At 40.8% G+C, this 21717-nt stretch carries 21 protein-coding genes; 6 read left to right on the top strand and 15 right to left on the bottom strand.

What is annotated here, in order from left to right; genetic code table 11:
- Positions 1–15 precede the first annotated feature (15 nt).
- The 5 genes from LZD48_RS02640 to LZD48_RS02620 all read right to left on the bottom strand — a co-directional run bounded on the left by LZD48_RS02640 (position 16) and on the right by LZD48_RS02620 (position 6010).
- Positions 16–273: a hypothetical protein gene (locus LZD48_RS02640; RefSeq protein WP_235761185.1), complete on the bottom strand. Its 258-nt coding sequence runs from the start codon at positions 271–273 to the stop codon at positions 16–18.
- 62 nt (positions 274–335) lie between these two features.
- Positions 336–1736 (bottom strand): protoporphyrinogen oxidase, encoded by a 1401-nt coding sequence (gene hemY, locus LZD48_RS02635; RefSeq protein WP_235761184.1) that lies wholly within the window; start codon positions 1734–1736, stop codon positions 336–338.
- The gene (gene hemH / locus LZD48_RS02630; RefSeq protein ID WP_235761183.1) at positions 1729–2670 is read right to left on the bottom strand and encodes a ferrochelatase; all 942 of its coding nucleotides are present in this window, start codon (positions 2668–2670) and stop codon (positions 1729–1731) included. The genes hemY and hemH overlap by 8 nt, the downstream gene beginning before the upstream one ends.
- A gap of 43 nt (positions 2671–2713) precedes the next feature.
- Entirely contained in the window at positions 2714–3751 is a 1038-nt protein-coding gene (gene hemE / locus LZD48_RS02625) for a uroporphyrinogen decarboxylase (protein ID WP_235761182.1), read from the bottom strand.
- A gap of 105 nt (positions 3752–3856) precedes the next feature.
- Positions 3857–6010 (bottom strand): transglycosylase domain-containing protein, encoded by a 2154-nt coding sequence (locus LZD48_RS02620; RefSeq protein WP_235761181.1) that lies wholly within the window; start codon positions 6008–6010, stop codon positions 3857–3859.
- A gap of 271 nt (positions 6011–6281) precedes the next feature.
- Here LZD48_RS02620 and LZD48_RS02615 point away from each other — a divergent pair, with 271 nt between their 5' ends.
- Positions 6282–6779, top strand: coding sequence for an antibiotic biosynthesis monooxygenase family protein (locus LZD48_RS02615; RefSeq protein ID WP_235761180.1), 498 nt, complete (start codon positions 6282–6284; stop codon positions 6777–6779).
- A gap of 598 nt (positions 6780–7377) precedes the next feature.
- Here the strand turns inward: LZD48_RS02615 and LZD48_RS02610 are convergent.
- The 5 genes from LZD48_RS02610 to LZD48_RS02590 all read right to left on the bottom strand — a co-directional run bounded on the left by LZD48_RS02610 (position 7378) and on the right by LZD48_RS02590 (position 11098).
- A complete protein-coding gene (locus tag LZD48_RS02610) occupies positions 7378–7860 on the bottom strand; it encodes a thioredoxin family protein (protein ID WP_235761179.1) in 483 nt (160 codons plus the stop codon).
- Between the two features lie 5 nt (positions 7861–7865).
- Positions 7866–8300 (bottom strand): disulfide oxidoreductase, encoded by a 435-nt coding sequence (locus LZD48_RS02605; RefSeq protein WP_235761178.1) that lies wholly within the window; start codon positions 8298–8300, stop codon positions 7866–7868.
- A gap of 170 nt (positions 8301–8470) precedes the next feature.
- The gene (locus LZD48_RS02600) at positions 8471–9130 is read right to left on the bottom strand and encodes a phosphatase PAP2 family protein (RefSeq protein ID WP_235761177.1); all 660 of its coding nucleotides are present in this window, start codon (positions 9128–9130) and stop codon (positions 8471–8473) included.
- A gap of 14 nt (positions 9131–9144) precedes the next feature.
- Positions 9145–10359, bottom strand: coding sequence for an ABC transporter permease (locus LZD48_RS02595; RefSeq protein ID WP_235761176.1), 1215 nt, complete (start codon positions 10357–10359; stop codon positions 9145–9147).
- Positions 10352–11098: an ABC transporter ATP-binding protein gene (locus tag LZD48_RS02590; protein ID WP_235761175.1), complete on the bottom strand. Its 747-nt coding sequence runs from the start codon at positions 11096–11098 to the stop codon at positions 10352–10354. Before LZD48_RS02590 ends, LZD48_RS02595 begins: the two co-directional genes overlap by 8 nt.
- 1060 nt (positions 11099–12158) lie before the next feature.
- Here LZD48_RS02590 and LZD48_RS02585 point away from each other — a divergent pair.
- The 3 genes from LZD48_RS02585 to LZD48_RS02575 all read left to right on the top strand — a co-directional run bounded on the left by LZD48_RS02585 (position 12159) and on the right by LZD48_RS02575 (position 13883).
- The gene (locus LZD48_RS02585; RefSeq protein WP_235761174.1) at positions 12159–12587 is read left to right on the top strand and encodes an HIT family protein; all 429 of its coding nucleotides are present in this window, start codon (positions 12159–12161) and stop codon (positions 12585–12587) included.
- Positions 12588–12867: 280 nt separating this feature from the next.
- A complete protein-coding gene (locus LZD48_RS02580; RefSeq protein ID WP_235761173.1) occupies positions 12868–13389 on the top strand; it encodes a tryptophan transporter in 522 nt (173 codons plus the stop codon).
- 158 nt (positions 13390–13547) lie between these two features.
- Positions 13548–13883 (top strand): YtxH domain-containing protein, encoded by a 336-nt coding sequence (locus tag LZD48_RS02575; RefSeq protein WP_235761172.1) that lies wholly within the window; start codon positions 13548–13550, stop codon positions 13881–13883.
- Positions 13884–14078: 195 nt separating this feature from the next.
- On the opposite strand, the gene LZD48_RS02570 is transcribed toward LZD48_RS02575, so the two are convergent.
- Positions 14079–14411 (bottom strand): DUF1878 family protein, encoded by a 333-nt coding sequence (locus LZD48_RS02570; protein ID WP_235761171.1) that lies wholly within the window; start codon positions 14409–14411, stop codon positions 14079–14081.
- 193 nt (positions 14412–14604) lie between these two features.
- Between LZD48_RS02570 and LZD48_RS02565 the strand changes: the two genes are divergently transcribed.
- Positions 14605–14790, top strand: a complete 186-nt coding sequence (locus LZD48_RS02565) for a hypothetical protein (RefSeq protein ID WP_235761170.1) — start codon at positions 14605–14607, stop codon at positions 14788–14790.
- Positions 14791–15018: 228 nt separating this feature from the next.
- On the top strand, positions 15019–15912 hold the full coding sequence (locus tag LZD48_RS02560) for a peptidylprolyl isomerase (RefSeq protein WP_235761169.1): 894 nt from the start codon (positions 15019–15021) through the stop codon (positions 15910–15912).
- Positions 15913–15955: 43 nt separating this feature from the next.
- Here the strand turns inward: LZD48_RS02560 and LZD48_RS02555 are convergent, their stop codons facing one another.
- The 4 genes from LZD48_RS02555 to LZD48_RS02540 form a co-directional block, all read right to left on the bottom strand.
- Positions 15956–16147, bottom strand: a complete 192-nt coding sequence (locus LZD48_RS02555) for a sporulation YhaL family protein (protein ID WP_255770370.1) — start codon at positions 16145–16147, stop codon at positions 15956–15958.
- Between the two features lie 86 nt (positions 16148–16233).
- On the bottom strand, positions 16234–17460 hold the full coding sequence (locus LZD48_RS02550; RefSeq protein ID WP_235761168.1) for an HD domain-containing protein: 1227 nt from the start codon (positions 17458–17460) through the stop codon (positions 16234–16236).
- 24 nt (positions 17461–17484) lie between these two features.
- Positions 17485–20433 carry an ATP-binding protein gene (locus LZD48_RS02545; protein WP_235761167.1) on the bottom strand — a complete coding sequence of 983 codons (2949 nt, stop codon included), beginning with the start codon at positions 20431–20433 and terminating at the stop codon, positions 17485–17487.
- Positions 20430–21665, bottom strand: a complete 1236-nt coding sequence (locus LZD48_RS02540; protein WP_235761166.1) for a metallophosphoesterase family protein — start codon at positions 21663–21665, stop codon at positions 20430–20432. The genes LZD48_RS02545 and LZD48_RS02540 overlap by 4 nt, the downstream gene beginning before the upstream one ends.
- Positions 21666–21717: the final 52 nt, after the last annotated feature.

The raw sequence follows: 21717 nt of genomic DNA, 5'->3' as shown, positions 1-21717 counted from the left end.
GATTCCAGGCGATTTTTAGTGGCTGTAATTTTTTTCTACGGAATTTTCTCCGTTCGCAACCTCCGTAACTTCCTGTTCAATCCCTTTATCATAGAAAAGAGCACGCAGACGATCTAGCGTTTCTTGTGACGTAATAATGCAGGAATGGCTAATGAATTTTGTCTTAATTTTCAATTCGTATTGATCATTCACTTCTTTATCGTGTCCATAAAATTTACGATATGCCTCACCGCCTTCAAGATAGAAAGGATATTTAATTTTATTATAGTTCAATTTTCAGAAAAATACAACGGATAAAAAAACACCGAGCCGAATCTGACCGATGTTTTTTATCATCAATTATTTTTCAAAAATCGCAAAGCTTCGAGTGCGGCCTTTTTTCCATTTGCTACACAATCAGGAATACCAGCGCCGTCGTAAGAGCTACCGATGATTTGGATACCGGGTAGCTCGGTCGAAAGTTCATCACGAATACGTTGAATGAGTTCACGGTGACCGATTTGATATTGCGGACGCGCATCCTTCCAGCGTGTAACGACTGTAAACTCAGGATCCGCATTTATCGTCATTACTTTCTTCAATTCATCCAACACTAGTTCCGTTAACGCCTCATCGCTTAACTTCATGAATGCTTGTCTTTCTGGACGTCCGACATAAACACGGAGCAATACTTTATTTTCCGGTGTTGTGGAAGGCCATTTCTTATTCGTCCACGTACAAGCTGTAATTTCAATATCGCCTTCACGAGCGACTTGAAACCCGGTCCCGTCAAGATCATTTTCAATCGCATCCGCATTAAACGCCATCACTACATTTGCCGTTGAGACAGCAGGAATCTGCTTCAGATCCTGTAAAAAATGATGTTCGTTGAAGAGCTTTGGAACCGCCGAATGCTCTGTTGCAAGGATAACAGCATCAGCAGCAAGCTTCTCGCCTGATTCTAAGTGAATTTCATAGCCGGAGTCTGTCTTTACAATCTGTTCAGCCGCCACTCCTGTGCTTACGGTATCTTCAGCTAATTTATCATGCAACTGGTGAATTAATGTTTCCAATCCGTCTTTAAAGGAGAAAAATATTCCGGATGAACGTTTTTCCTTCATGACAGGTCGATTAGACATATGTTGCTGTAATCCCTTCATGACACTTCCGTACTTCTGTTCCAGTTCGTAAAATAGCGGATAGATTGCCATCAAGCTCATCGCATCAATATCCCCGGAGTGAATCCCAGCAAGCATCGGGGCAATTAAACGGTTCACCGCTTCATCACCAAATCTTCTTCGCATAAATAAACCGAGGGACTGATCCTCCGCTGGCCCGCCCTTTGGAATCTCTTGCTCTTCCAGCGCTCGCTTCTTTCCTGCTTCGGTAAAGATTCCCGTATCCATAATTGCTTGCTCTTCTTTCGGAACTCCCATAAACGTACCAGCTGGCATTTGGTGAAGCTTTCCATCAACGAGAATGAAAGACGAGCCTGTCTCGTTAAAAATCATTTCATCTTCTAATCCAAGATCCCTTGTCAATCGGACGATGGCTGGTTTTCTAGAGAGCAAGGAGTCAGGACCTTGTTCGATTGTAAACCCATCGCGCTTCATCGTCTTTATCTTTCCGCCAAGCCGCTCACTTGCTTCAATCAAGTTGAGGTTGATCGGTTCGTGCTTACGCTTACTTTCTTGCTGTAAGTAAAAGGCGGCGGATAAACCTGTTATACCGCCGCCGATAATTACAATATTACGCATGCGCGTCACGCTTTTCTGTTTTCAACACCACATCTGCCAATGTTTCGATGAATAACGGTGCAACGTTCGGCATTTCCGGACGATAGTAGTTCGCACCTACTTCATCACAAACGACTTTACATTCGTAGTCATTGTCATATAAAACTTCCAAATGATCGGCAACAAATCCAACTGGAGCATAAATAAAGGAACGGTAGCCATTTTCATTGTATAAATCACGGGTTAAATCTTGGACGTCCGGCCCGAGCCATGGATCAGGAGTGTTCCCTTCACTCTGCCAGCCTACTTCATAATTTTTAATTCCGGTAGCTTCAGAAATAAGCTTCGCGGTTTCTGCCAGCTGTTCCGGATATGGGTCACCAGATTGGATGATTTTCTCTGGCAAGCTATGAGCTGAAACGATCAGCACCGTTTTTTCTTGTTCCTCTTTCGGCAGCTCATCATAAATAGCTTTAATACCGTCTGCCCAGAACTTGATATAACCTGGTTCGTTATACCAATCGACAACAGAAGCAAGCGTTATGCCATGTTTATCTGCCTCTTCTTTTGCCCGCTCGTTATATGATTTAATGCTGAATGTAGAATAATGTGGGGCCAAGACGATGGAAACAGCTTCCTTAATTCCATCTTCTGCCATTTGATCTATAGCTTCTTCAATAAATGGTGTAATATGTTTCAGTCCGATATATACTTTATATTCCACTTCATCTTGTACTTCATTTAACTTGGCACATAGGCCATTCGCTTGATCTTCTGTAATTTTCGCAAGCGGGGATACGCCGCCAATTGCTTCATAGCGCTCCTTCAAATCCTGAAGTGCTTCCGGCTCTGGTTTTCTGCCGTGTCTGATATGTGTGTAATAAGGTTCAATATCTTCTTCTTTTGTCGGGGTCCCATATGCCATTACTAATAAGCCTTTTATTTTTTTTGCCATTTTTAAAACACCTCATCTTTAATATTCATTGCGTCATTTATTTTTAAGAACGCTTGCTGTATTCATGAACTAACTTTGTCAGTTTTTTCAATGTTTCCGGCTTAATTTCCGGCGTTACACCATGTCCGAGATTAAAGACATGCTTGCCTTGCTCTAGGCCTTCATCTAAGATTTTCTTCGTGCGTTTCTCAATATTTTCCCATTCGGTTAAAAGCATGACGGGATCAAGATTACCTTGCAACACTTTCGTTACACCCATATTCCTTGCTTCCGTAATCGATGTTCTCCAGTCCAGGCCGATTACGTCTACCGGAAGATCGTTCCATTCAAGCAAGAGATGACGAGCACCTACTCCGAAAATAATAAGTGGAACGTCGAGCTTCCGTAATTCACTGCAGATTCTCGTCATTATCGGTTTAATGAACACACGGTAATCCGGGGCATTCAATGATCCTACCCAAGAATCAAAAAGCTGGATTGCTCGAGCCCCTGCTTCCACTTGGGCTTCAACGTATGTAATAATCATGTCTGCCAATTTGTCCATCAACAGGAACCATGTTTCCGGTTCGCGGTACATGAGTTTTTTGGTTTCGTGATAATTTTTCGATGGTCCACCTTCAATCATGTAGCTTGCCAATGTGAAGGGTGCACCACTAAAGCCAATTAGCGGAACGTTTAGCTGTTCCTCTGTCAAAATGCGAATCGTATCAAGAATATAAGGAATATCCGCACTTGGATTGATCGTTCCTAGTGCCTCCACATCTTGAAATGTGCGAATCGGATTATCGATGACCGGACCAATACCTGCTTTGATTTCTACATCAACCCCCAATGCTGGGAGTGGTGTCATAATATCTTTATAAAGAATTGCTGCATCCACATTATAATTTTCTACTGGCAGTCTCGTGACATAAGCACTCAACTCAGGCTGGTGTGTGATTTCAAATAGAGAATATTTTTTCTTGATTTCCCGATATTCTGGCTGAGATCTCCCTGCCTGCCGCATAAACCAGGCAGGTGTGTAACTTGTTTCTTTTCCGCGATATGCTTGTAAAATTGTGTCATTCATCTTTTTCGTCATTTATTTCATCCTTTTATCATTATCACTTTCGCCATCTTAAACTATAACGATTATTAATAAGCATGTATAGTATAAAACATGAATGTCATTAATTTGTCTAAAATCTTAGTTCAAAATAACTGTTTCTGATTTCCTGCTTTCAAGCTTTGTGAACGGGTCATAAGTGACTACATAATATTTTTTATGCTTAAACAATGCATGGTCAATCACATACTCACTCTCACCCTGTACTTCCCCAACCCGTCTATCAATTCCATCTCTTTCTTCATAAACCCGATAGACAGCTCGGTCATCATGCAATGGATCCCAACTGATTTTTCCCCTCACGAGAGAAAGTCCACCCCATTCGTACGCTGCTTGAACATTCGTTACCGGAGCAATTTGTACTGGTTCAGCAAGTGCTTCCACTGTATCCGGCTTTTCAAACGTTTCAGCTAAAGGATGTAGTTTGTCGATTTCTGTCAATATATCTTGAATAAGCCTGGTCGGGTAAACACTTCCACCTGTTAAATAATGATCTGCATCTGATTTATCATAACCAGTCCAAGCTGCCAGCACAAATTCTGGAGTAAATCCGACAAACCAAGCATCCTTCACTTCATTTTCTACTTGGGGATGTTGGGTTGTTCCGGTCTTCCCGGCAAGCGCCTTCGAATACGTTCCAGCTTCCTCTGGTAGTGCATCCACTGCCTTCATAAGCATTTCTGTCATATTCCAGGCAACTTGCGGCGTAAATACTTCTCTTTCTTCTAAAGTATTTTCATAAATAAGCGATTCGTTATGATCATAAATTCCTTCAATTGTATAAGCCTTCATGAATTTTCCATCCTGGGCAAATGTCCGGTATGCTTCGATAAGATTAAGTGGTGTAACTCCTTCATGAAGCCCGCCAAGTGCAATTGCTAAGTCCTGATCCTCAATCAGCATGTCCATTTTTTCTAAATAGCTTTTCGCATAAGGAATACCGATTTGATTAAGTAACCAGACGGCTGGAACGTTCTTTGATGCGACGAGGCTGTCATATATACTGACTGCCTTTTGATACATATCATCGACATTGGCAACAGAATAATCTCCATTCACAGCCTGTTCATCTGGAAGAAGCGAATACGGTGTAAAGGTATCTTCTTGCATTAGCGCTGGCCCGTAGACGGCTAGTGGCTTGAACGTTGAACCCGGTTGCCGATTAACCGTAACCCGGTTCAAGTCACCGAAAGTATAATCTCTACCACCGATTGCAGCAATTATTTTACCTGAAGTTTGTTCCATCATGACAAAGGCTCCTTCTGCGTCAGAAGTATTTCCAGGGAAATAATCATCCTTCTCGAACATTTCGTAAGCCTTCTGTTGGATTGTTTCATCTAAACCAACAACAATCCGATACCCTCCCCTTCTTAGTTCATCAACCGGAAGCTGACTCTTTTCCTGGGCTTCCTTAATGACCAAGTCGACATAACTATCAACCCATGGCGTGCTAGCTGATTCTTCGAGTTGTAAACCAAGTGTTTTTCCTTGTTCCATTTGTTTCGTTTCTGCGGAGATCATACCGGCATTTTTCATTGTGCCAAGTACAACATTTCTTCGTTCGAGCGCTTTTTCCGGGTGGTCAATCGGTGAATACCCATTTGGAGCCTTCGCTAATCCAGCAAGCAATGCGCCTTCTCCGATCGATAGTTCGCTCGCATGTTTTGAAAAGTAATAGTTTGCAGCCTTCTCAATCCCGTATACACCATGACCGAAGTAAATTTCATTCAGATAGAGCTCTAGAATTTCTTCTTTTGACAGATTCCTTTCCAAGTAAATCGCAGCAGACGCTTCTTTTGCTTTACGAGTCCATGTTTTATCATTATATAAAAAGAGATTTTTTACGAGCTGCTGTGTAATCGTGCTCGCACCCTCTACCTTGCTCATGGCAATAATATCCCGGTACACTGCACGCATGATTGATTTTATGTCAATGCCGGAGTGTTCATAAAACCTTCTGTCTTCAATCGCTATATAGGCCTCTTGCACATGTTCAGGTATATCATCAAGCAAAATATAATCCCTGTTTTCTTGGTAAAGTTCTGCAATCACCTCACCATCAATCGTTTCAATTGTTGTCGTCTCTGCAAGGATAAGAGCATTATCATCGACAATTTGACTGCCGAAATAGATAATGATAGCATAACCAGCCAAAACTAAACTTATAATGGAAATGAAGCTAATGACAATCCATTTCAGTTTCAGGTTCAACTTCATTTGATTCGGTTTATCCATTATTCCACCTCTATCTCTGCATTATACGACAATATTCTACATGCATAAAGTGAAACTTCATTCAGTCGGGCTCCTCCCCCCCCCACTGAATATTCCTTGAACAGAATCAGAGATTTACGGACTGCCTATTCCCCAACCTTACCTATTGGGATTCCCTCCTGTTTAGAGGTGGTAGTATTACAGGTCGTTCATGCAATCTTTCTTATTGCGTACAGAAACGGGTTTTAGGGTAGAATAAAGATATAGACTAGATATGGAAAGGGGAATTGTTTTGAATGCTTATATGACAAACGGGACAATTGACTTTTTGTTGAAAATCGAAAAAAAACATGAAGAACTAGAGCTGAAACTCATGAAAAATAATGCGGGTGGACTTCTCTACTATGAGCATCCTAGAGAAGAGATTTTTCAAGCGGGCCGGAAATATGAAATTCTGGAAAAAGCGGGGGAAATTCGCGAGACTGGTTATGTCGTGATGAATAATGTACCGGTCGATGAAGAGAGCAATGCATTATTTGAAGATCGGTTCAAAAGACGCAAACAGGCCGTGGAAGCGATGCCAGGTTTTCAAGCATTCCGCGTATTGCGTCCTTATCAAGGGAGCACATATGTCATACTTACCCAATGGGCTTCGAAAAAAGACTTTGAAGACTGGAAATCATCCGATACATTCCAAGAGGCCCATCAATTTGACACCGGGAAATCAGCTTCTTACTTTTTTAAAAATGCTTATATCGCGACGTATGATATGTATGCGGAAGAAGAATAACCTGCACTACTTTGCAACCTAAATAAAGACTGCTTTCATGCAGCGAAAGTGTTTTGCACGTTCATTTAGTTCGGAGCTTGAATCGCCGTTCAGTTGCCCGGTGAACGGATGCGCATCCTTAGGCACTGCTAGAGCTCCTCGGGCTGAGCACTAAGGGGGCTCCAGGCTCGTGCTATTCCCGCAGGAGTCACCGTCCATCGGGCAACTGAACTGGTTGAGATGATTATTATTAATACCATTTATTGCAGGGCCATGTCACGAAAAAATTATATCTTTGGAATAATAAATAGCGTTCCAAATTAGGTTTTTCCTGGAGTAGGCCAGACACCTCGAGACTCCTGCGGGAGGCCAGCTAAGAACGGTCACGTCCTGTGACCAATGCCGGCATTAGAACTTCCTGTTCGGAGGTAAGCCTGGTGAGACCCCGCAGCAGGCTTGCCTGCGAGGAGGCTCACCAGCCGCTCAGCAGGTGCGAGAGGTGTCTGGACTGCGGACCTCCAGTAGAAAATTTCGGAGTTTGACACACTTACGCTGAATGAAAGTGATAGGCTGTTCCATATAAAAAAGGTTACCAACATTAAGCTCGTAACCTTTTTGTTTATTCCGTAGCATGAACATATTCATTAAAGAATTGTTCATATTGCTCTTCCGGATATTGACCTTCGAGACGTGCAACTTCTTCACCGTTCTCATAGTACACAAGTGTTGGTGTAGAACGGATGGCAAATGGCGCTGCTTCATTACCAAATTCAAGCAAATTCAATTTCTTCATATCGACATCCATCTCCTCCGTCAACGGAACAAGATAAGGCGTTGTCTGCTGACAATATACACAAGTTGGACTGTAGAAATAGACCGTTGTCGGCTCCCCGCTTTCCACCTGTTCCATCAAATCATCCGGCAAAATTTGATTGCCGTATAATGGATCATCCAATTGGTCAATCGTTGCTTGATCAAGGTCATTCGTTCCATATGGATTCTCCCCTTCAAGCGCTTTGTTATTTTTATAATTGAGCGCAAAGAAGAGCGCTATAAATAATACTACAATCACCGAAACAATAATCGTAATTTTCTTACCCATTCGAATTAATTCCTCCTCATTTCTTTAACCAAAAGCAGATGTAATACAAAGATCACAATGAAAGCTACACCAGCCATGAATGGAATCGTAATAAAACCTAAATAATTTACGTAAATTGCATTACATGGTACAGCACCACTACATGATCCACCAACTTCATGAAGAGCTGGAACTTTTTGCAGTAAATAATGATATGTGGAGACAAACATCCCGATCCCGCTTAATATCAATCCTGCCAATGTCATTTTTACATCTTTCTTCCAGAGTGCCAGTCCATAAATGATGACTAACGGGTACATTAAAATCCGCTGATACCAGCATAGCTCACAAGGAATATATCCCATCACTTCCGAGTAGAATAGACTCCCAGTAGTAGCTACAAAAGCTTGTACCCAAATGATCAGCAAAAGGTTCTCTGCTTTTTTCGACAATGTTTGCATAATTTGGGTCCTCTCTGTTTCTTTTCCTTTTTCATTATACGAATGAAAAAATGAAAATACAATTTCTAAGTCTTGAAGTTTATGACTATTTCGTAAAGTTAATGCAACGGATCCACATAGAAATAGATGGCAAAGTCTACGTTCTGCCGCCTTTTTATCTGTGAACTGACCTAATTGCTTATCTCTCCGTTTTTAGAAGAAGAAATTTTTTTCATCAACTTTTCGTATAGGAAAATCAAACCGATAAGCAGCAAGTATCCAAAAAAGAAACCGGCTAATACATCAGTTAAATAATGAACATTAATAATGTATCTGCTGATTCCAATGAGAAATATCAGAACCGCAAAACCGATTTGCACCATTGAAATTAACCTTTTTGATTTTAATTTTCGAGTAATGAAATAGGCAAGTAACCCGTAGCAAACAAGAGATATCATCGAATGTCCGGACGGGAAACTATACCCTTCCGCATTCAGGCTTACGGAAATACTCGGTCGCTCTCTCGTAATCAAGAGCTTGATTCCATGGTTTATCTTGTGGCTTAGATAAATCCCGCCACCGAAGAAGACCGCTGGCAGCCAGTGCTTGAACCAAATAAATAAAAAAATCGTAACAACAGCGACAAATGGATACAAAAAGAAGCTGGAGCCGAGGTGTGTTATGAACTGAAACGGCTCCAAAAGAAAGGATTGTCCAAGCAAATCTGCAAATCTTCTTGTAGCTTGGTCAACATAAGGCATATTCCCTTCTAGAAGTTGTAACACCCAAATGCCTGTAATAATTATTAAAACAATAAAGATAAGCAGCAAAATATTCTTTCTAGCTCTCATCAGCAATCCCCAATCTAAGTTAACTTTCTTCTGACATAGCCGTTAACGAATACGTAGGTGAAAACTATTCCTGCAACAATTGCGAAGAGAAAACCCGTGTATTCCTGCATCAGTATAAAAATACAAGCGAAAAGAATCGTTTGGAAGATCGTAAGCTGAAAAATTAATTTCACAAGTGAGTGCTGCCTGTCCGTTTTTTCAACCGGATAAATATCAAGCCACATAATCGTCCTGTGATGCTGATAGAGGGTCATCATCTGGAAGCTGCTCATATAAAGAAACAGTATAACGAATAACAGCTTCACCCAAATATTTGGGATAAGGTAAATGAACAATCCGCCAATAATAATTAACCGGACGTACATTCCAACATAATCCCCGCTTCGCACAAATGTAATCCGATACAAATAATCAAAGGTATGCCGTTTTTCAAAAGGAATGTTTTTTGTGACGAGCGATACGAGCCATTGCCGCTTCCTTACACTTGATTTAATATGCGGAACATCACTGAACATGTTCGCAATCCGGTAAAACGCCTGCATACGGTTCTGATCCTTTTCCAGCAATAAGTCCCAAACTAATCCCGCTTGTCTTGCCGCTAAGAAATAATTGTAAAGGAAAAGTGCTGCAAAAAGAATGGTCACGATACAGGCACCAAGCATTTCACCTGCAATCAGAAAATAAAAGACAAGAATATTCATCACGGTGCGCACCAATAATTCCAAGCGGCGGTGATTGCTGTCCCTAGTCCGGTACATCCACCAGTTCGCAAGGAGGTTAGCCACTTTAAAAATAAGCAGAACAACGATGGTAAGTAAGTAAGCATTCCCTTCCCTTCCTGGATAACTTGCCGTATACAACGGACCTAATGCCGCTGCAACAAGCAGGATTAAATAGAGTTGAATGACGAAGCTATAAATGATTGAATTTCGGAAATACGGCTTCATCTTCTCTTCTGCGGGAAGCAAGAAAACAAGGTCCGGATCCTGCAGTAAGGTTCGGACCGGACTGTAACTTACAACAAGCCCAAATGCTATACCGATGATAGCAGCAGTCGGGAAATTCTCCGGGAGCTGAGCAAGCCACGCTTGATAATAATAAGCAACCGCAGCAATGAAGAAGAATAATGCAAAGGCAATATGCCCGTTAAAAATATAACGCGTATAACGCCCTAATTCTTTCATATGAGAAGCTAGCCGTTTTTTATAAAAGGCATGAGAATCAAACATCGCTATCCTCTTCCTTCGTTAAACGTAAATATAAATCATCTAATGTTGCTCCGGGCATTCCGAAACTTTGACGCAAGTCCTCCAACGTGCCATATGCCCTGATTTCGCCTTCATGGATAATGATGAAACGATCGCAATATCTTTCGGCCGTAGCAAGAATATGTGTCGACATCAACACGCCGGAACCTTTTTCTTTCATATCTTCCATTAACTGTAAATAGGAGGAGATCCCAAGCGGGTCTAGACCGACAAACGGCTCATCCACAATATATAGGGGTGGCTCAATTAAAAAAGCACACATGATCATTACTTTTTGCCGCATCCCTTTTGAAAAATGAACGGGGAACCAGTTTAGTTTTTTTTCCATGCGGAACTCCTTCAGCAACGGATCCAATCTTTTTTCAAATACATCTTCCGGTATATCGTAAGTCATCGCTGTAAGTCGCAAATGCTCATATAACGTTAATTCATCATAAAGAATCGGCATCTCTGGGATGTATGCCATTTGGCCACGGTAAGTTGTCGAATTTTCCTGAAACGTCTTTCCATTTACAACAATCTTTCCTTTTTTCGGTTGCATAAGACCGATTATATGTTTAATAGCTGTACTTTTTCCCGCTCCATTGAGTCCGATTAATCCAACGATTTCATTTGGATACACGTCAAAGGAAATCCCGTGTAAAACGTTTTTATGAGTATATCCGCCATGTACATTTTCAATATGTAATAAAGAATCCACGTGAGTCAACCTCCTTCATACTTTCAATTAATTTTATCATCTTTACAATCGCTTGCCAAAATATACCGCGCCCCTCCTCCATTTATCTCACACTTTCATACAGCGTAAGTGTGCCTGACCCTGAAACTTTCTACTGGAGGGTCTGCAGTCCAGACACCTCCCGCACCTGCTGAGCGGCCGGCAAGCCTCCTCGCGCTAACGCGCTGCGGGGTCTCGCCAGGCCTACCTCCGAACAGGAAGTTCTAATGCCGGTGTTGGTCACAGGACGTGACCGTTTTCAGCCGGCCTCCCGCAGGAGTCTCGAGGTGTCTGGACTGCTACCAGGAAAGGTCATATTGAGATCACAGTTTATTATTTCAAAGATATAATTTTATCACGGCATGGCACTGGAATAATGCTATTAATATTAATAATTCCCACCAGTTCAGTTTCCCGGTGGACGGTGACTCCTGCGGGAACAGCACGAGCCTGGAGACCCCTTAGTGCTCAGCCCGAGAAGCTCTAGCAGTGCCTAAGGATGCTCATCCGTCCACCGGGCAACTGAACGGTGATTAGAGAGCATTTCAAGAGAATGAGCAAATTACTTACGCTGTATGAGAGCAATCTCTGCTTGTGGCTGTGAAAAAAGATGAGGTTTTTTCGTTTGGATGAATAAGAATCAGGAAACGGAACAAAATAAAAACCGAAGACAGCAAGATACAGAAAGTAATTTGAATGTATCACAAGTGAGGTGTTAAAAATGCCTGGTTCTGTGTTACGCACAAATAACGATGACTTGCAGAAACGCTTTTTAAATCCTTACTCTTTCCTTAAAAATTAATCCTGTTAATTTTTAAGAAATGATTTGTGTGAACGAGCTATTTTCACTCCAGTTTCGTTTACCTTCCCCACTAGTAAGCTGCTGCATGTTGTATCTCGCTGTCTTCTTAAAGCAGGCTGGTTCTCCCCCTTGGACCAGTCCTGTTTATTTTTTTGACATAAAAGCTGCTTTTAATTTTTGAATTTTCACGCCTTAGCAGGTACAATGGATGTACGAATACATAGAAGGAGTGAAGGTTTTATGAGTCATGCGGATTGTATTTTCTGTAAAATTATTGAAGGTGAGATCCCTTCTGCAAAGGTATATGAGGATGAGCATGTCTATGCGTTTTTAGATATTAGCCAAGTAACGAAGGGACATACATTGGTTATTCCCAAGACACACACGAAAAACATTTATGAAACCACACCAGAGGTAGCAAGAGAGTTATTTGAGCGCATTCCTAAAATTGCTAATGCGATTAAAGAAGCATATAAGCCAAAAGGAATGAACGTGCTAAATAACAACGAAGCTGCTGCAGAACAATCGGTATTCCATTTACATCTCCATCTCATTCCCCGTTATGGTGAAGGCGATGGATATGATCTAGGATGGACGGTTCATGATGATCAATATACAAGCGAGGACTTACAACAAATCGCGGGCGAAATAAGCGGGAACATAAAGTGAAACTATTCAGTGAGAGCTCTCTTTCCCCACTGAGTGTTAGTTGAAAGAATCGGGGTGAAAACCGCTCGTTATCTCCACCTAAACTTTTCCGACATGACCTGGAGGTTTGAAGTGGGAGTTTTACGGACGGCTACACCGGGATAAAATAATAACGGAATTGTATAAAAACTTCCTCTGTCCATTTCCGCGTAATTCTGGTATAATAGGGGTAATGTTTCGCAACTGACAACGAGTGTACAGTTGGAAACTTTAGATGAGAAGAGAATAGGAGAGATTTAGAATGAAAGTTAAAATTTTAGTTATATTGTCGTTGCTTGTAGGTATCGGAGCGGTATTACACGCAATTATTCCACCGCTGTTTTTCGGAGTGAAGCCGGATATGCTGCTGTCCATGATGTTTCTCGGGATTTTCTTATTCCCGAAACCGAAATACGTCCTTGTGCTTTCTTTAGCAACAGGGATCATGTCAGCACTAACAACCGGAGCACCTGGCGGTCAAATTGCGAACGTCATCGATAAACCAATCACTGCATTTATCGTTCTTGCGATTTTCCTTGCATTAAAGGGTCGGTTAAACGAGAACATTACAGCACCTGCACTTGCAGGAATTGGAACATTGATCAGTGGTTCAATTTTCGTTACAGTCATTTCTTTAATCGCAGGTATTCCAGAAGGCGGATTAATTTCCCTCTTCCTGTTTGTTGTTCTTCCTGCAATGGCAGTGAATACCGTAATTATGGTAGTTGTTTATCCGATTGTGCAAGGTATCTTCAGACGGACCAATCCTGTATCTGTATCATAAGCAGACATCCTCTAATTTCGATTAGAGGATTTTTTTATAGAAAGAATTAGCACCTGGTATTAAATCTGTTATAATGGAAGTAGAAAACTTATTTCCATGTTTCGTTTATCTGGGAATAGTGAAAAATAGCAGTATAAGCAGAAGGGAGCAGATCTGTTATGTCAAGTAAATCAATAGTTCTTGGAATCCTTGTTGGTGGCGCAATTGGCGCCTCAGCAGCATTACTCAGTACTCCTGAATCAGGTCGTGATGTCAGGAACCGCCTGAAAGATCAGTTCATTGATATGTTGAATCTGATCAATAATTTAAAAAGTCAACTTCGTGAAACTTCTAAAGAAGGAGTTGTAATTGTAAAAGAATTAACAGATGAAATGAAAAAATCGGTGGAAGAGTGGAAAGAAACCGTCGAACCTCACCAAGAGGGAATTTACCATTATCTCGAACAAATCGAAGCAAGCTTAAAAGACCTTGAAGATAAAGTGAAAAGTATTTAATAAAGCGAAACTTCATTCAGGGAGGGGAGCCTTACCTCCCTCACTGAATGTTAGTTGAACAGAATCAAGGGTTTACGGACTGTTTATCCCCCTCCCTTACATGTTGGGCTTCCCTCATGTAAAGGTGAGGGTGTTACAGACCGTTCATGCATGATAAAAACAGGTCGCGCGAGCTATAAACGGCGTCCTGTTTTTTTATGATTCTTTTAAGATTTTTATGTATTCATCCATTAGTTCCGGAAAATATCTTTCTCGGCGGAGGGCGTGAATCGTCGTTGTTGGGTCCAGTTTTTCATTTAATAACCCGGCAAATTCCATGAGGAGCGAACTGAAATCTAATAAACCTTCTTCTTTCTGTTCCTCATACACAGCCTGCTGGAGCTTCAGAAGGGAAAATAATTCATCATACTCTTCTTCGCTTATATTATGTTCAATCACCAATTTTATAAAAGGATATTCATTCATATCAATAATTCGTGAAAGTAATTGAATTTGAAAAGAAGTTATCGTCCCGCTGTCATCCTTCATTTCCACTCCACCTCCTGACGCTACACACCTATCTTAAATTAGCTGAGTATGTAAATCATATCATACAATTTCTCTGGATAGAAGAATGAATACATTCATTCTTTACTTACGACTTCGCTTGAGACTGTTCAGCTATTCGATTATTTGGTACAGTAGAGGATATAGATTTTGGAAAGATACAGGGGGGCTTTGATTGTTTATTTTTTATCTCTTTTTTGCTTTTATCGTTTTGTTAATTTTCAATACAATGACGTATAACTTCTGCCGAAAGATGGAATTGAACGAATTGAAATCAAAGCGGGTATATAAAGTAATCAACATGATTATGGTCACCATGCTCGTATGTTCTTATCTTCGGATTCTAAATGTGGCAGTTTAAAGGTATTTATGAGGTATTCGCTGTTTTACTATTTCTTTCATCATAATATATGATATATTTAAACATGTGATTAATTGAATGAATTTCATAATTACCAAAGTCGGCTTTCCCATCACCATATGTAGTTGGGAACGAACCAACTCAACTACATATGGTGATGGTGATGCATTAAATACGTATTATGAAATTCATTAAATTGCAAAGACATAATGATTAGGAGTGTTCAATATGAAGAAATTTGCCATAGTTGCACTAGTGACTGCTGGAGTCCTTACTTTATCAGCCTGCAGTGGGGATGATTCGGAAGCAGTAGTGGAAACAAGTGCAGGGGACATAACGAAAGAAGATTTTTATGAGGAATTGAAAGATCGATACGGGGAAGAAGTATTAAGAGAATTAGTTACCGTTAAGGTCTTAGAGGATAAATACGAAGTTTCAGATGAGATGATTGAAGAAGAAATTGAAACCGCCAAAGAGCAATTTGGCGAGAACTTTGATATGGTTCTGCAGCAGAGCGGCTTCCAGAGTGAAGAAGATTATGCTGACGTCCTTTATCTGAGTCTCCTGCAAGAACAAGCCTTAGCAGAGGATATTGAAGTTACGGATGAAGAAATTGAACAGCACTATGACCGCTCAAAAATTGAAATTGATGCCCAGCATATCCTTGTAGCAGACGAAGAAACAGCGAATGAAGTGAAAGAAAAGCTTGACGATGGTGAGGACTTTGGGGAGTTGGCCGCGGAGTACTCAACGGATGGATCCGCTCAAGATGAAGGTAATCTTGGCTATTTCTCTGCTGGCAGCATGGTTCCTGAATTTGAAGACGCTGTTTTTAACATGGAAGTTGACGAAATTAGTGAGCCTGTTCAATCAGAATATGGATTCCATATTATTAAAGTAAATGATATTCGTGACGTGGAAGATGTTGAAGAACTCGAGGATGTTAAAGAAGATATTCGTCGAGAACTGCAGATTGCGAAAATGGACATGTCCCAAGCAGCTACGAAAATCGACAGTCTGCTTCAAGAAGCAGATGTTAACGTGAAAATTAGTGAATTTGAAGATATGTTTGAGCCTGTAGAGCCCGAAGAACCTGAAGAGTCTGAAGGCGCAGAGGGGTAAAACAAAGAAAAAGCTACTTCCATTTTGGAAAGTAGCTTTTTCTTCATTCCTGTTCCCGAAGTGCTTTTCTCTCTTTTTCCTCTCTCATACGCTCCATGTATATCTCGCCTTCTCTTTCGATAAATTCCTGATCGGTTTTCCTATCTGCTTGCATCGTGCGAAAAGCCATATATCCACTGAAGAATATCAATAAGATGACAATAAATACCCATAAAGGAACGCCGCCAATTATCATCTTTCCCCCTCCTTGTCCAAATGTCTCTATCTAACAATATGAATAACAGAGGGGAAACATTCCTCTTAAAACAAGAAAAGGGATTACTATTTCACTGTTTCGGTATTCTCATATCTACTATCCAAGTAGTCTACGATATGAATCAGATAGCCCTCTATTGTCTGCGGTTTGACACTTGCTCCCCATTCCGGCAAACCATGGTGACAGAGAATGCAATGGGACAGGAGGTGGATGTCTTCTATTGTAAAAGGCGTTCCTGTTTGTTCCACCATTTTCGTAAGGATGAGTGTACCATATGGAATATGACCAACCATCAAACCGAGTTCATCCATTGTAATTCCTGTCTGTTTTCTACTTTGTAAACTGCTTTTGTCAGCTGTAGGATAAAGGAAGCTGAATGCATCATATTTTTTACCGGCGAAATCATATTCCAGCATTTTCCCGATATCATGTAAAAGAATACTAGTAAGCAGTGCATTATAATTTGGAACTTCTTCTTTATGTTCCATCATCCCAGCTAGCATTTGATAGAGATGATCAATTGCATCTTGCCAAACCGGTCGCACCCATTTATCCGTAGCCTCATAGTTTGCCCATAGCTCTTGTTTATAAGCTTTTTCCACGATTTGAATTAATTTCATCACTGCCTGAAACGAATTTTCTTCCTGTTTCAGAATATAACGTGCAAAGCGCATGAGACCAACCGTATGCTTCAACAGGCCACCTAGATAATTATGGTGAAACCCTTTTGCAGCAGGACTAATGGAAAATTCCTGCCAGAACTGATCGATGACAGCTAAGGAAAATTCGCGATACGGACTAGACAGCTCATCGATATAGGAGAAAATCTCAATCGTGTAATCTTCTATACTTTGTTTCGTATAAGGCAAATAGGAAAATGGGTCAATTTCACCCTCACAAGGCTCAAGCCGTTTAACCGTAAGTGATTTAAAACCGCGGAACTCATCAACGACCGCGTCCACATCAAATATAGAATGCGCTTCGAGCAGCGGTAGATTTTTCTCAACAGCACCTTGATTATCCCACATCTTTGCATTGATATTCCCTGCATTATTGCTGAATGTCATTTTTAAAAATTGGTTGTTTGTCTTCGTCGTCTGTACTTTCACTTCATTTAAAAGGAGCCGTAAAGAAACGCTGTTCCCTTTTTCTTCCTGGTCGATTTCAAATGTCGCCCCCTCATCAGGTAAAGCAGGAGCCGGATATTGCTCAAGTATCTGCTCTTTCCTTTCCGGCGTCATTTGTACTTCAACCGGAATCACCCCGTAGAAATAGTCTTGTTGCTCATTCATCTTCGTCCCTCCACAAACATAAGTTTAGACGTACATAATTGGAAGTTTCTCTTTTTCACAAGCCATACGCACGTCGGATTTACAAGTAAACATGATGACCTGTTGCCCCTGCGCAATTTCGTTTAGGACATCAAGTATTCTTTTGACACGCAATTCGTCAAAATGAACGAATGCATCATCTAAAATAAAAGGCAGCTGATGTTTCTCTGTCATTATCTTACTAACAGCAAAACGCAAGGCAACATATAGCTGGTTCATTGTTCCTTGAGAGAGTTCATTTACATTAAAACGTATTCCCTCCGCTGACATAACTTGAAAGGTCTCTTTCCCTCTTGGTGCAAAAACGTTCGTATAGCGTCCATCTGTGATGGTATGTAAAATAGCAGCTGTTTCTTCCACTACTCTCGCTAGATACTTTTCCTGATAACGTTGCTTCGTCTCCGTTAAAATTTCTTTCTGCATATTGATAATCGACCATTCTTTCGCAAGCTGACGTAATTTTTCCTTCTCCATTTCAAATTGATGCAACTTGGAAGAATAAGCATCCGAGCCTTCAAGTCGCTTTAAATCCAGATTTATTTCGGTAAGCTTTTGTTGAGTATGGTCGATTTCGGCATCCACTGTTGAAACTTGGAGTTCTAACTCTTGTTCACGCTCTTCCAAACTAAATGGATCGAGCTCTTCTTCGACGATTCTCTCCCAAGAACGTGAAGGGAAGATTGTGTCCAACTTGTGCTCATTCGCTTCCAGAGCTGCTTCAAGCTCCTTTTTTTCCGTAAGATAATTTGCTCGGTCGTAAAATTCTTCTTCGGTTGCTGCTTGACCCTTTTGTAAAAGTTTCGTTATTTTCTGTTGATGCAAGGCGATTCGCTTGAGCATATCCTGTTTCTGTTCCTGGACATGCTCGATTAATTCACCAATTTGCCTGAGTCGATGTTCTAGTTCTGTTTCTTTTTCTATTGTTTGCTCAATGAATAGAAACCCATCAGCTAGTGATTGAATCGAAGTTTTACCGAAGTTATGAAGAAATTTAACCGTTTCTTGTTCCATTTGCTCCTCATCCATACGTTTTTCCTTCACTTCTTTTATCAAGCGCTCCCTTTCTTCGTGTTGACGGAGTAATTCTTTGATCCGATTAAAATAATCCGGCCAATAACTGCTATTAATCGGTTCAAGAAATGGATATAACACAAGTTGTTCCCCCGTTTGGTCATGGAGGCGTCTCTTTTTTTCTAAATAAATACGCTCTTTTTCTTCCCATTTCAGGATACTAATTTGTTGTTGTTGAATATCTGCTTGTAAAGCTTTCCATTCCCGCCGTTTTTCATCTTCTGCTTCAAGCTGTTTTTCCAAGCGGTACATTTCCTCGTCTGACAATTTTTCTCTCTGCTTAAGTACTGGTGGGGATTGAATAAGTTTTTCCATCGCTTTGATATGTTGTTTATGAAATAGATATTGTCCCGCCGCAAACAGAATTAGAAGCAGAGCAACACCATAAAGATAGGACATGTCCATGCTAAACGCAAGAAATGTCGAAAGAATAGAAAAGATGATTCCAATGAGGAAAAATTGTTTCACCCGTTTGCTTTTTTGCCTCTTCTCTTTCGTATAAAATTGTTGCTGTTTCATATTTGCTTCATACAAACGTTCCAGTTGTTCCTGTTCTTTACCTTCTTCTAGTCTTCGCCGCAGCTCGGCTACTTCTCTTTCCGGTAAAAACTTGGACTTTATCTCACGCAATTTAGCTTGCAAATAGTTTTCTTCTTCCAATAATCCATTTTTCTCCGTTTCAAGACTGACGCTTTCCTGTTCCAGCTTTTCCTTATCTTCTTTGATCTGTTTCCATGTTTCTTCAATATAGAAGGGCAAGGTTAACTCTTGAAGTTCGGTATCAGCAAGCTTTAATTGTAAGTCGGTAAGCCCGTTCGTAATTTCTTTCGTGATTTCTGCTTCTTTCTCTTGCAAGTTTTCTTTTGTATTTTTAAGTTCAGTGTACACGCTTTTATTCCGCTGTTTTTCCCTTAATAATTCAAGCGTTGATTCCGGCAAGCGCTTTTCTTCTAGTTGGGAAGCATTATAACGGTAATTTTCTTCATTACTTTCCAGTACAGCAAGCTCACTTTCAAGTGGTCGCATTGCATCGTGCAATTTTTCAAGTCGCTCGATACCATTTGCAGGAAATTCGAAGGTTGCTTCATATTGCGCTTGTTTCCTTTTTAATTGCTGATATTCTTTAAGAACAGGTAACGCCGTACGTTTCTTTGTGACCGATCGCATTTCATTTGTCAGATTAACTTGCCGCTGCTTAAGTTTATCTAACGTTTCCTCTAATTCATGAGATTCGAGAACTTTTCTACGATAGGTAGATTCTTCCTTTTGAACAGCAGCTAGGTTCTCCCCTAGCTGCTGGACAACTTGCAGTTGCTTGTTGATTTCCGGATTTTTCCCGTATGGCTTAAACAACTCACCGAGACGACTATCCAATTGCTTTTCAATCTGATAAATATTACTGGAGCCGGTCAGTCCGATACTAAGTAATACGTCACCAAGATTTTCTTCCTGCATTTGCTTAATTGCGTTCAAGTCAAGTGCCGAAAAGGAAAATATCGCTTCATAGGTGGACAGGTTCATCCCTTTCAACCGTTCTGTTAACCAAGCCTCGTCATAAGTCTCGCCTGAGGCAGCGTGGCACACTGCTTTCCCATTATGCAAATCACCAAAGCGTTCAATCGTAAAGACACCGACTTCTGGAACTTCCATTACCAAATGACCACCTAGCTTGCTGCTCGTCTTCGGTTGATAAAATTTCCGCTCTTTCGGCTGCATTCCAAATAGCATGAAGAGAATAAATTGATGAAGTGTTGATTTGCCCGACTCATTTTCACCGTAAATAAAGAGTGGACTTGCATTAAAATCAAATTCCTTATCGACCCACTTTCCAAAACCGAATAGCTTAGCACGAATGAATCTCATCGCCTTCCTCCTCCCAGTAATTGATCAAACAGCCTTGCCTCGGCTTCTTGTTTCCAACCAGATACTTCTTCTTGAGAAGGTAGATCCAAATACTTTCGAGCTTGGCGGTGCTGATAAAGTTGTTCTACGTAATCTATTCCGGAATTTTCCGCAAAACTTCGCTTGAGCTCATCGATAAAATGTTCTCCAAAGCTCGTCTCACTCGGTTCAAGTCTTTCTTTTATATCCAATTGTACATGGAATATATAACGCCAAAGCTGTTCTTGCGAGATGGATTCATTTATTATATCCAGTACATCTTCTAATTGTCCGTTCGCTTGCCAGTTTCTGAGCGATGTATCGTTCGCTTGAAGCGTAAGGTCTAGAAGTTGTGGCCTCGTTACCTTGAGACTTTTTAAGCTGTCCATGATAATCGCTTCAAGCTGATAAGCTGCAACACATTCCGATACATCAATCTTCAAGGGATAAAATTCTATTCTATTTAATGGGATAAAATCAAGCGTCGTTTCCATCTCCGTTAAACGGACGAGGTAACATCCCTTCTCTCCTGTTTCTTTCCGATGCCTTCCTTGGATATTTCCTGGATAGACAATATATGGATTTTTTTGCAATACAGCGCGCTTATGAATATGACCAAGCGCCCAATACTTGAAATCCTTCTCCGTTAGTTCGGAAAGCCGAAAAGGTGCATAAGTATCATGTTCTTCATTTCCCTTAATGCTTCCGTGCAGCATTGCGATATGGAATGGTACTTTGGTGTCTTCTATGATATATTCACTTGTCTTATTTTCAATAACTGCGCGATTTTCATAACTGAAGCCATAAATTTTAGCCAATAGCTCTCCGTTTTTATAAAAATCTAGGTCACGCACCTGTTCATCCGGAAAAATATGTACATTATCCGGATAGGTCACTTGGTGGATGTTTCCTTTTAAAAAGTCATGGTTGCCATAACTTAAAAATACAGCAATTCCTTGATCTTTCAGTTGTTCAAAAGCTTTTTTCAACCGGATTTGCGCTTTCAGACTTTGCTTTTCATTATCAAAAAGGTCACCGGTAATGAGAACAAAATCTATCTCTTTGTCAATCGCAGCCCGAACAAGCTCCTCGAGCGCTTGGAAGGTGCTCCACTTTATTTCTTCAAATAAATCGGCTGGCATATCCATTAAACCTTTAAATGGACTATCAAGATGCAAATCAGCCGCATGGATAAACGTCACTTCACGATCCATTACTCCGCCTCCGTCCCTCATCATACATCCATTTTAACAGAGCCGGAATAAG

Origin of the sequence: Oceanobacillus alkalisoli (assembly GCF_021556485.1) — a bacterium.
Taxonomy (GTDB): domain Bacteria; phylum Bacillota; class Bacilli; order Bacillales; family Amphibacillaceae; genus Oceanobacillus; species Oceanobacillus alkalisoli.
The sequence above is the reverse complement of the archived record's forward strand: the minus strand, read 5'-3'. Positions and strand labels throughout refer to the sequence as shown.

Excerpts from the sequence above, each read along its gene's own strand:
- hemY (WP_235761184.1), bottom strand. The coding sequence starts at position 1,736 with ATGCGTAATATTGTAATTATCGGCGGCGGTATAACAGGTTTATCCGCC.
- hemH (WP_235761183.1), bottom strand. The coding sequence starts at position 2,670 with ATGGCAAAAAAAATAAAAGGCTTATTAGTAATGGCATATGGGACCCCG.
- hemE (WP_235761182.1), bottom strand. The coding sequence starts at position 3,751 with ATGACGAAAAAGATGAATGACACAATTTTACAAGCATATCGCGGAAAA.
- LZD48_RS02620 (WP_235761181.1), bottom strand. The coding sequence starts at position 6,010 with ATGGATAAACCGAATCAAATGAAGTTGAACCTGAAACTGAAATGGATT.
- LZD48_RS02610 (WP_235761179.1), bottom strand. The coding sequence starts at position 7,860 with ATGGGTAAGAAAATTACGATTATTGTTTCGGTGATTGTAGTATTATTT.
- LZD48_RS02605 (WP_235761178.1), bottom strand. The coding sequence starts at position 8,300 with ATGCAAACATTGTCGAAAAAAGCAGAGAACCTTTTGCTGATCATTTGG.
- LZD48_RS02600 (WP_235761177.1), bottom strand. The coding sequence starts at position 9,130 with ATGAGAGCTAGAAAGAATATTTTGCTGCTTATCTTTATTGTTTTAATA.
- LZD48_RS02595 (WP_235761176.1), bottom strand. The coding sequence starts at position 10,359 with ATGTTTGATTCTCATGCCTTTTATAAAAAACGGCTAGCTTCTCATATG.
- LZD48_RS02585 (WP_235761174.1), top strand. The coding sequence starts at position 12,159 with ATGAGTCATGCGGATTGTATTTTCTGTAAAATTATTGAAGGTGAGATC.
- LZD48_RS02580 (WP_235761173.1), top strand. The coding sequence starts at position 12,868 with ATGAAAGTTAAAATTTTAGTTATATTGTCGTTGCTTGTAGGTATCGGA.
- LZD48_RS02575 (WP_235761172.1), top strand. The coding sequence starts at position 13,548 with ATGTCAAGTAAATCAATAGTTCTTGGAATCCTTGTTGGTGGCGCAATT.
- LZD48_RS02570 (WP_235761171.1), bottom strand. The coding sequence starts at position 14,411 with ATGAAGGATGACAGCGGGACGATAACTTCTTTTCAAATTCAATTACTT.
- LZD48_RS02560 (WP_235761169.1), top strand. The coding sequence starts at position 15,019 with ATGAAGAAATTTGCCATAGTTGCACTAGTGACTGCTGGAGTCCTTACT.
- LZD48_RS02555 (WP_255770370.1), bottom strand. The coding sequence starts at position 16,147 with ATGATAATTGGCGGCGTTCCTTTATGGGTATTTATTGTCATCTTATTG.
- LZD48_RS02550 (WP_235761168.1), bottom strand. The coding sequence starts at position 17,460 with ATGAATGAGCAACAAGACTATTTCTACGGGGTGATTCCGGTTGAAGTA.
- LZD48_RS02545 (WP_235761167.1), bottom strand. The coding sequence starts at position 20,433 with ATGAGATTCATTCGTGCTAAGCTATTCGGTTTTGGAAAGTGGGTCGAT.
- LZD48_RS02540 (WP_235761166.1), bottom strand. The coding sequence starts at position 21,665 with ATGGATCGTGAAGTGACGTTTATCCATGCGGCTGATTTGCATCTTGAT.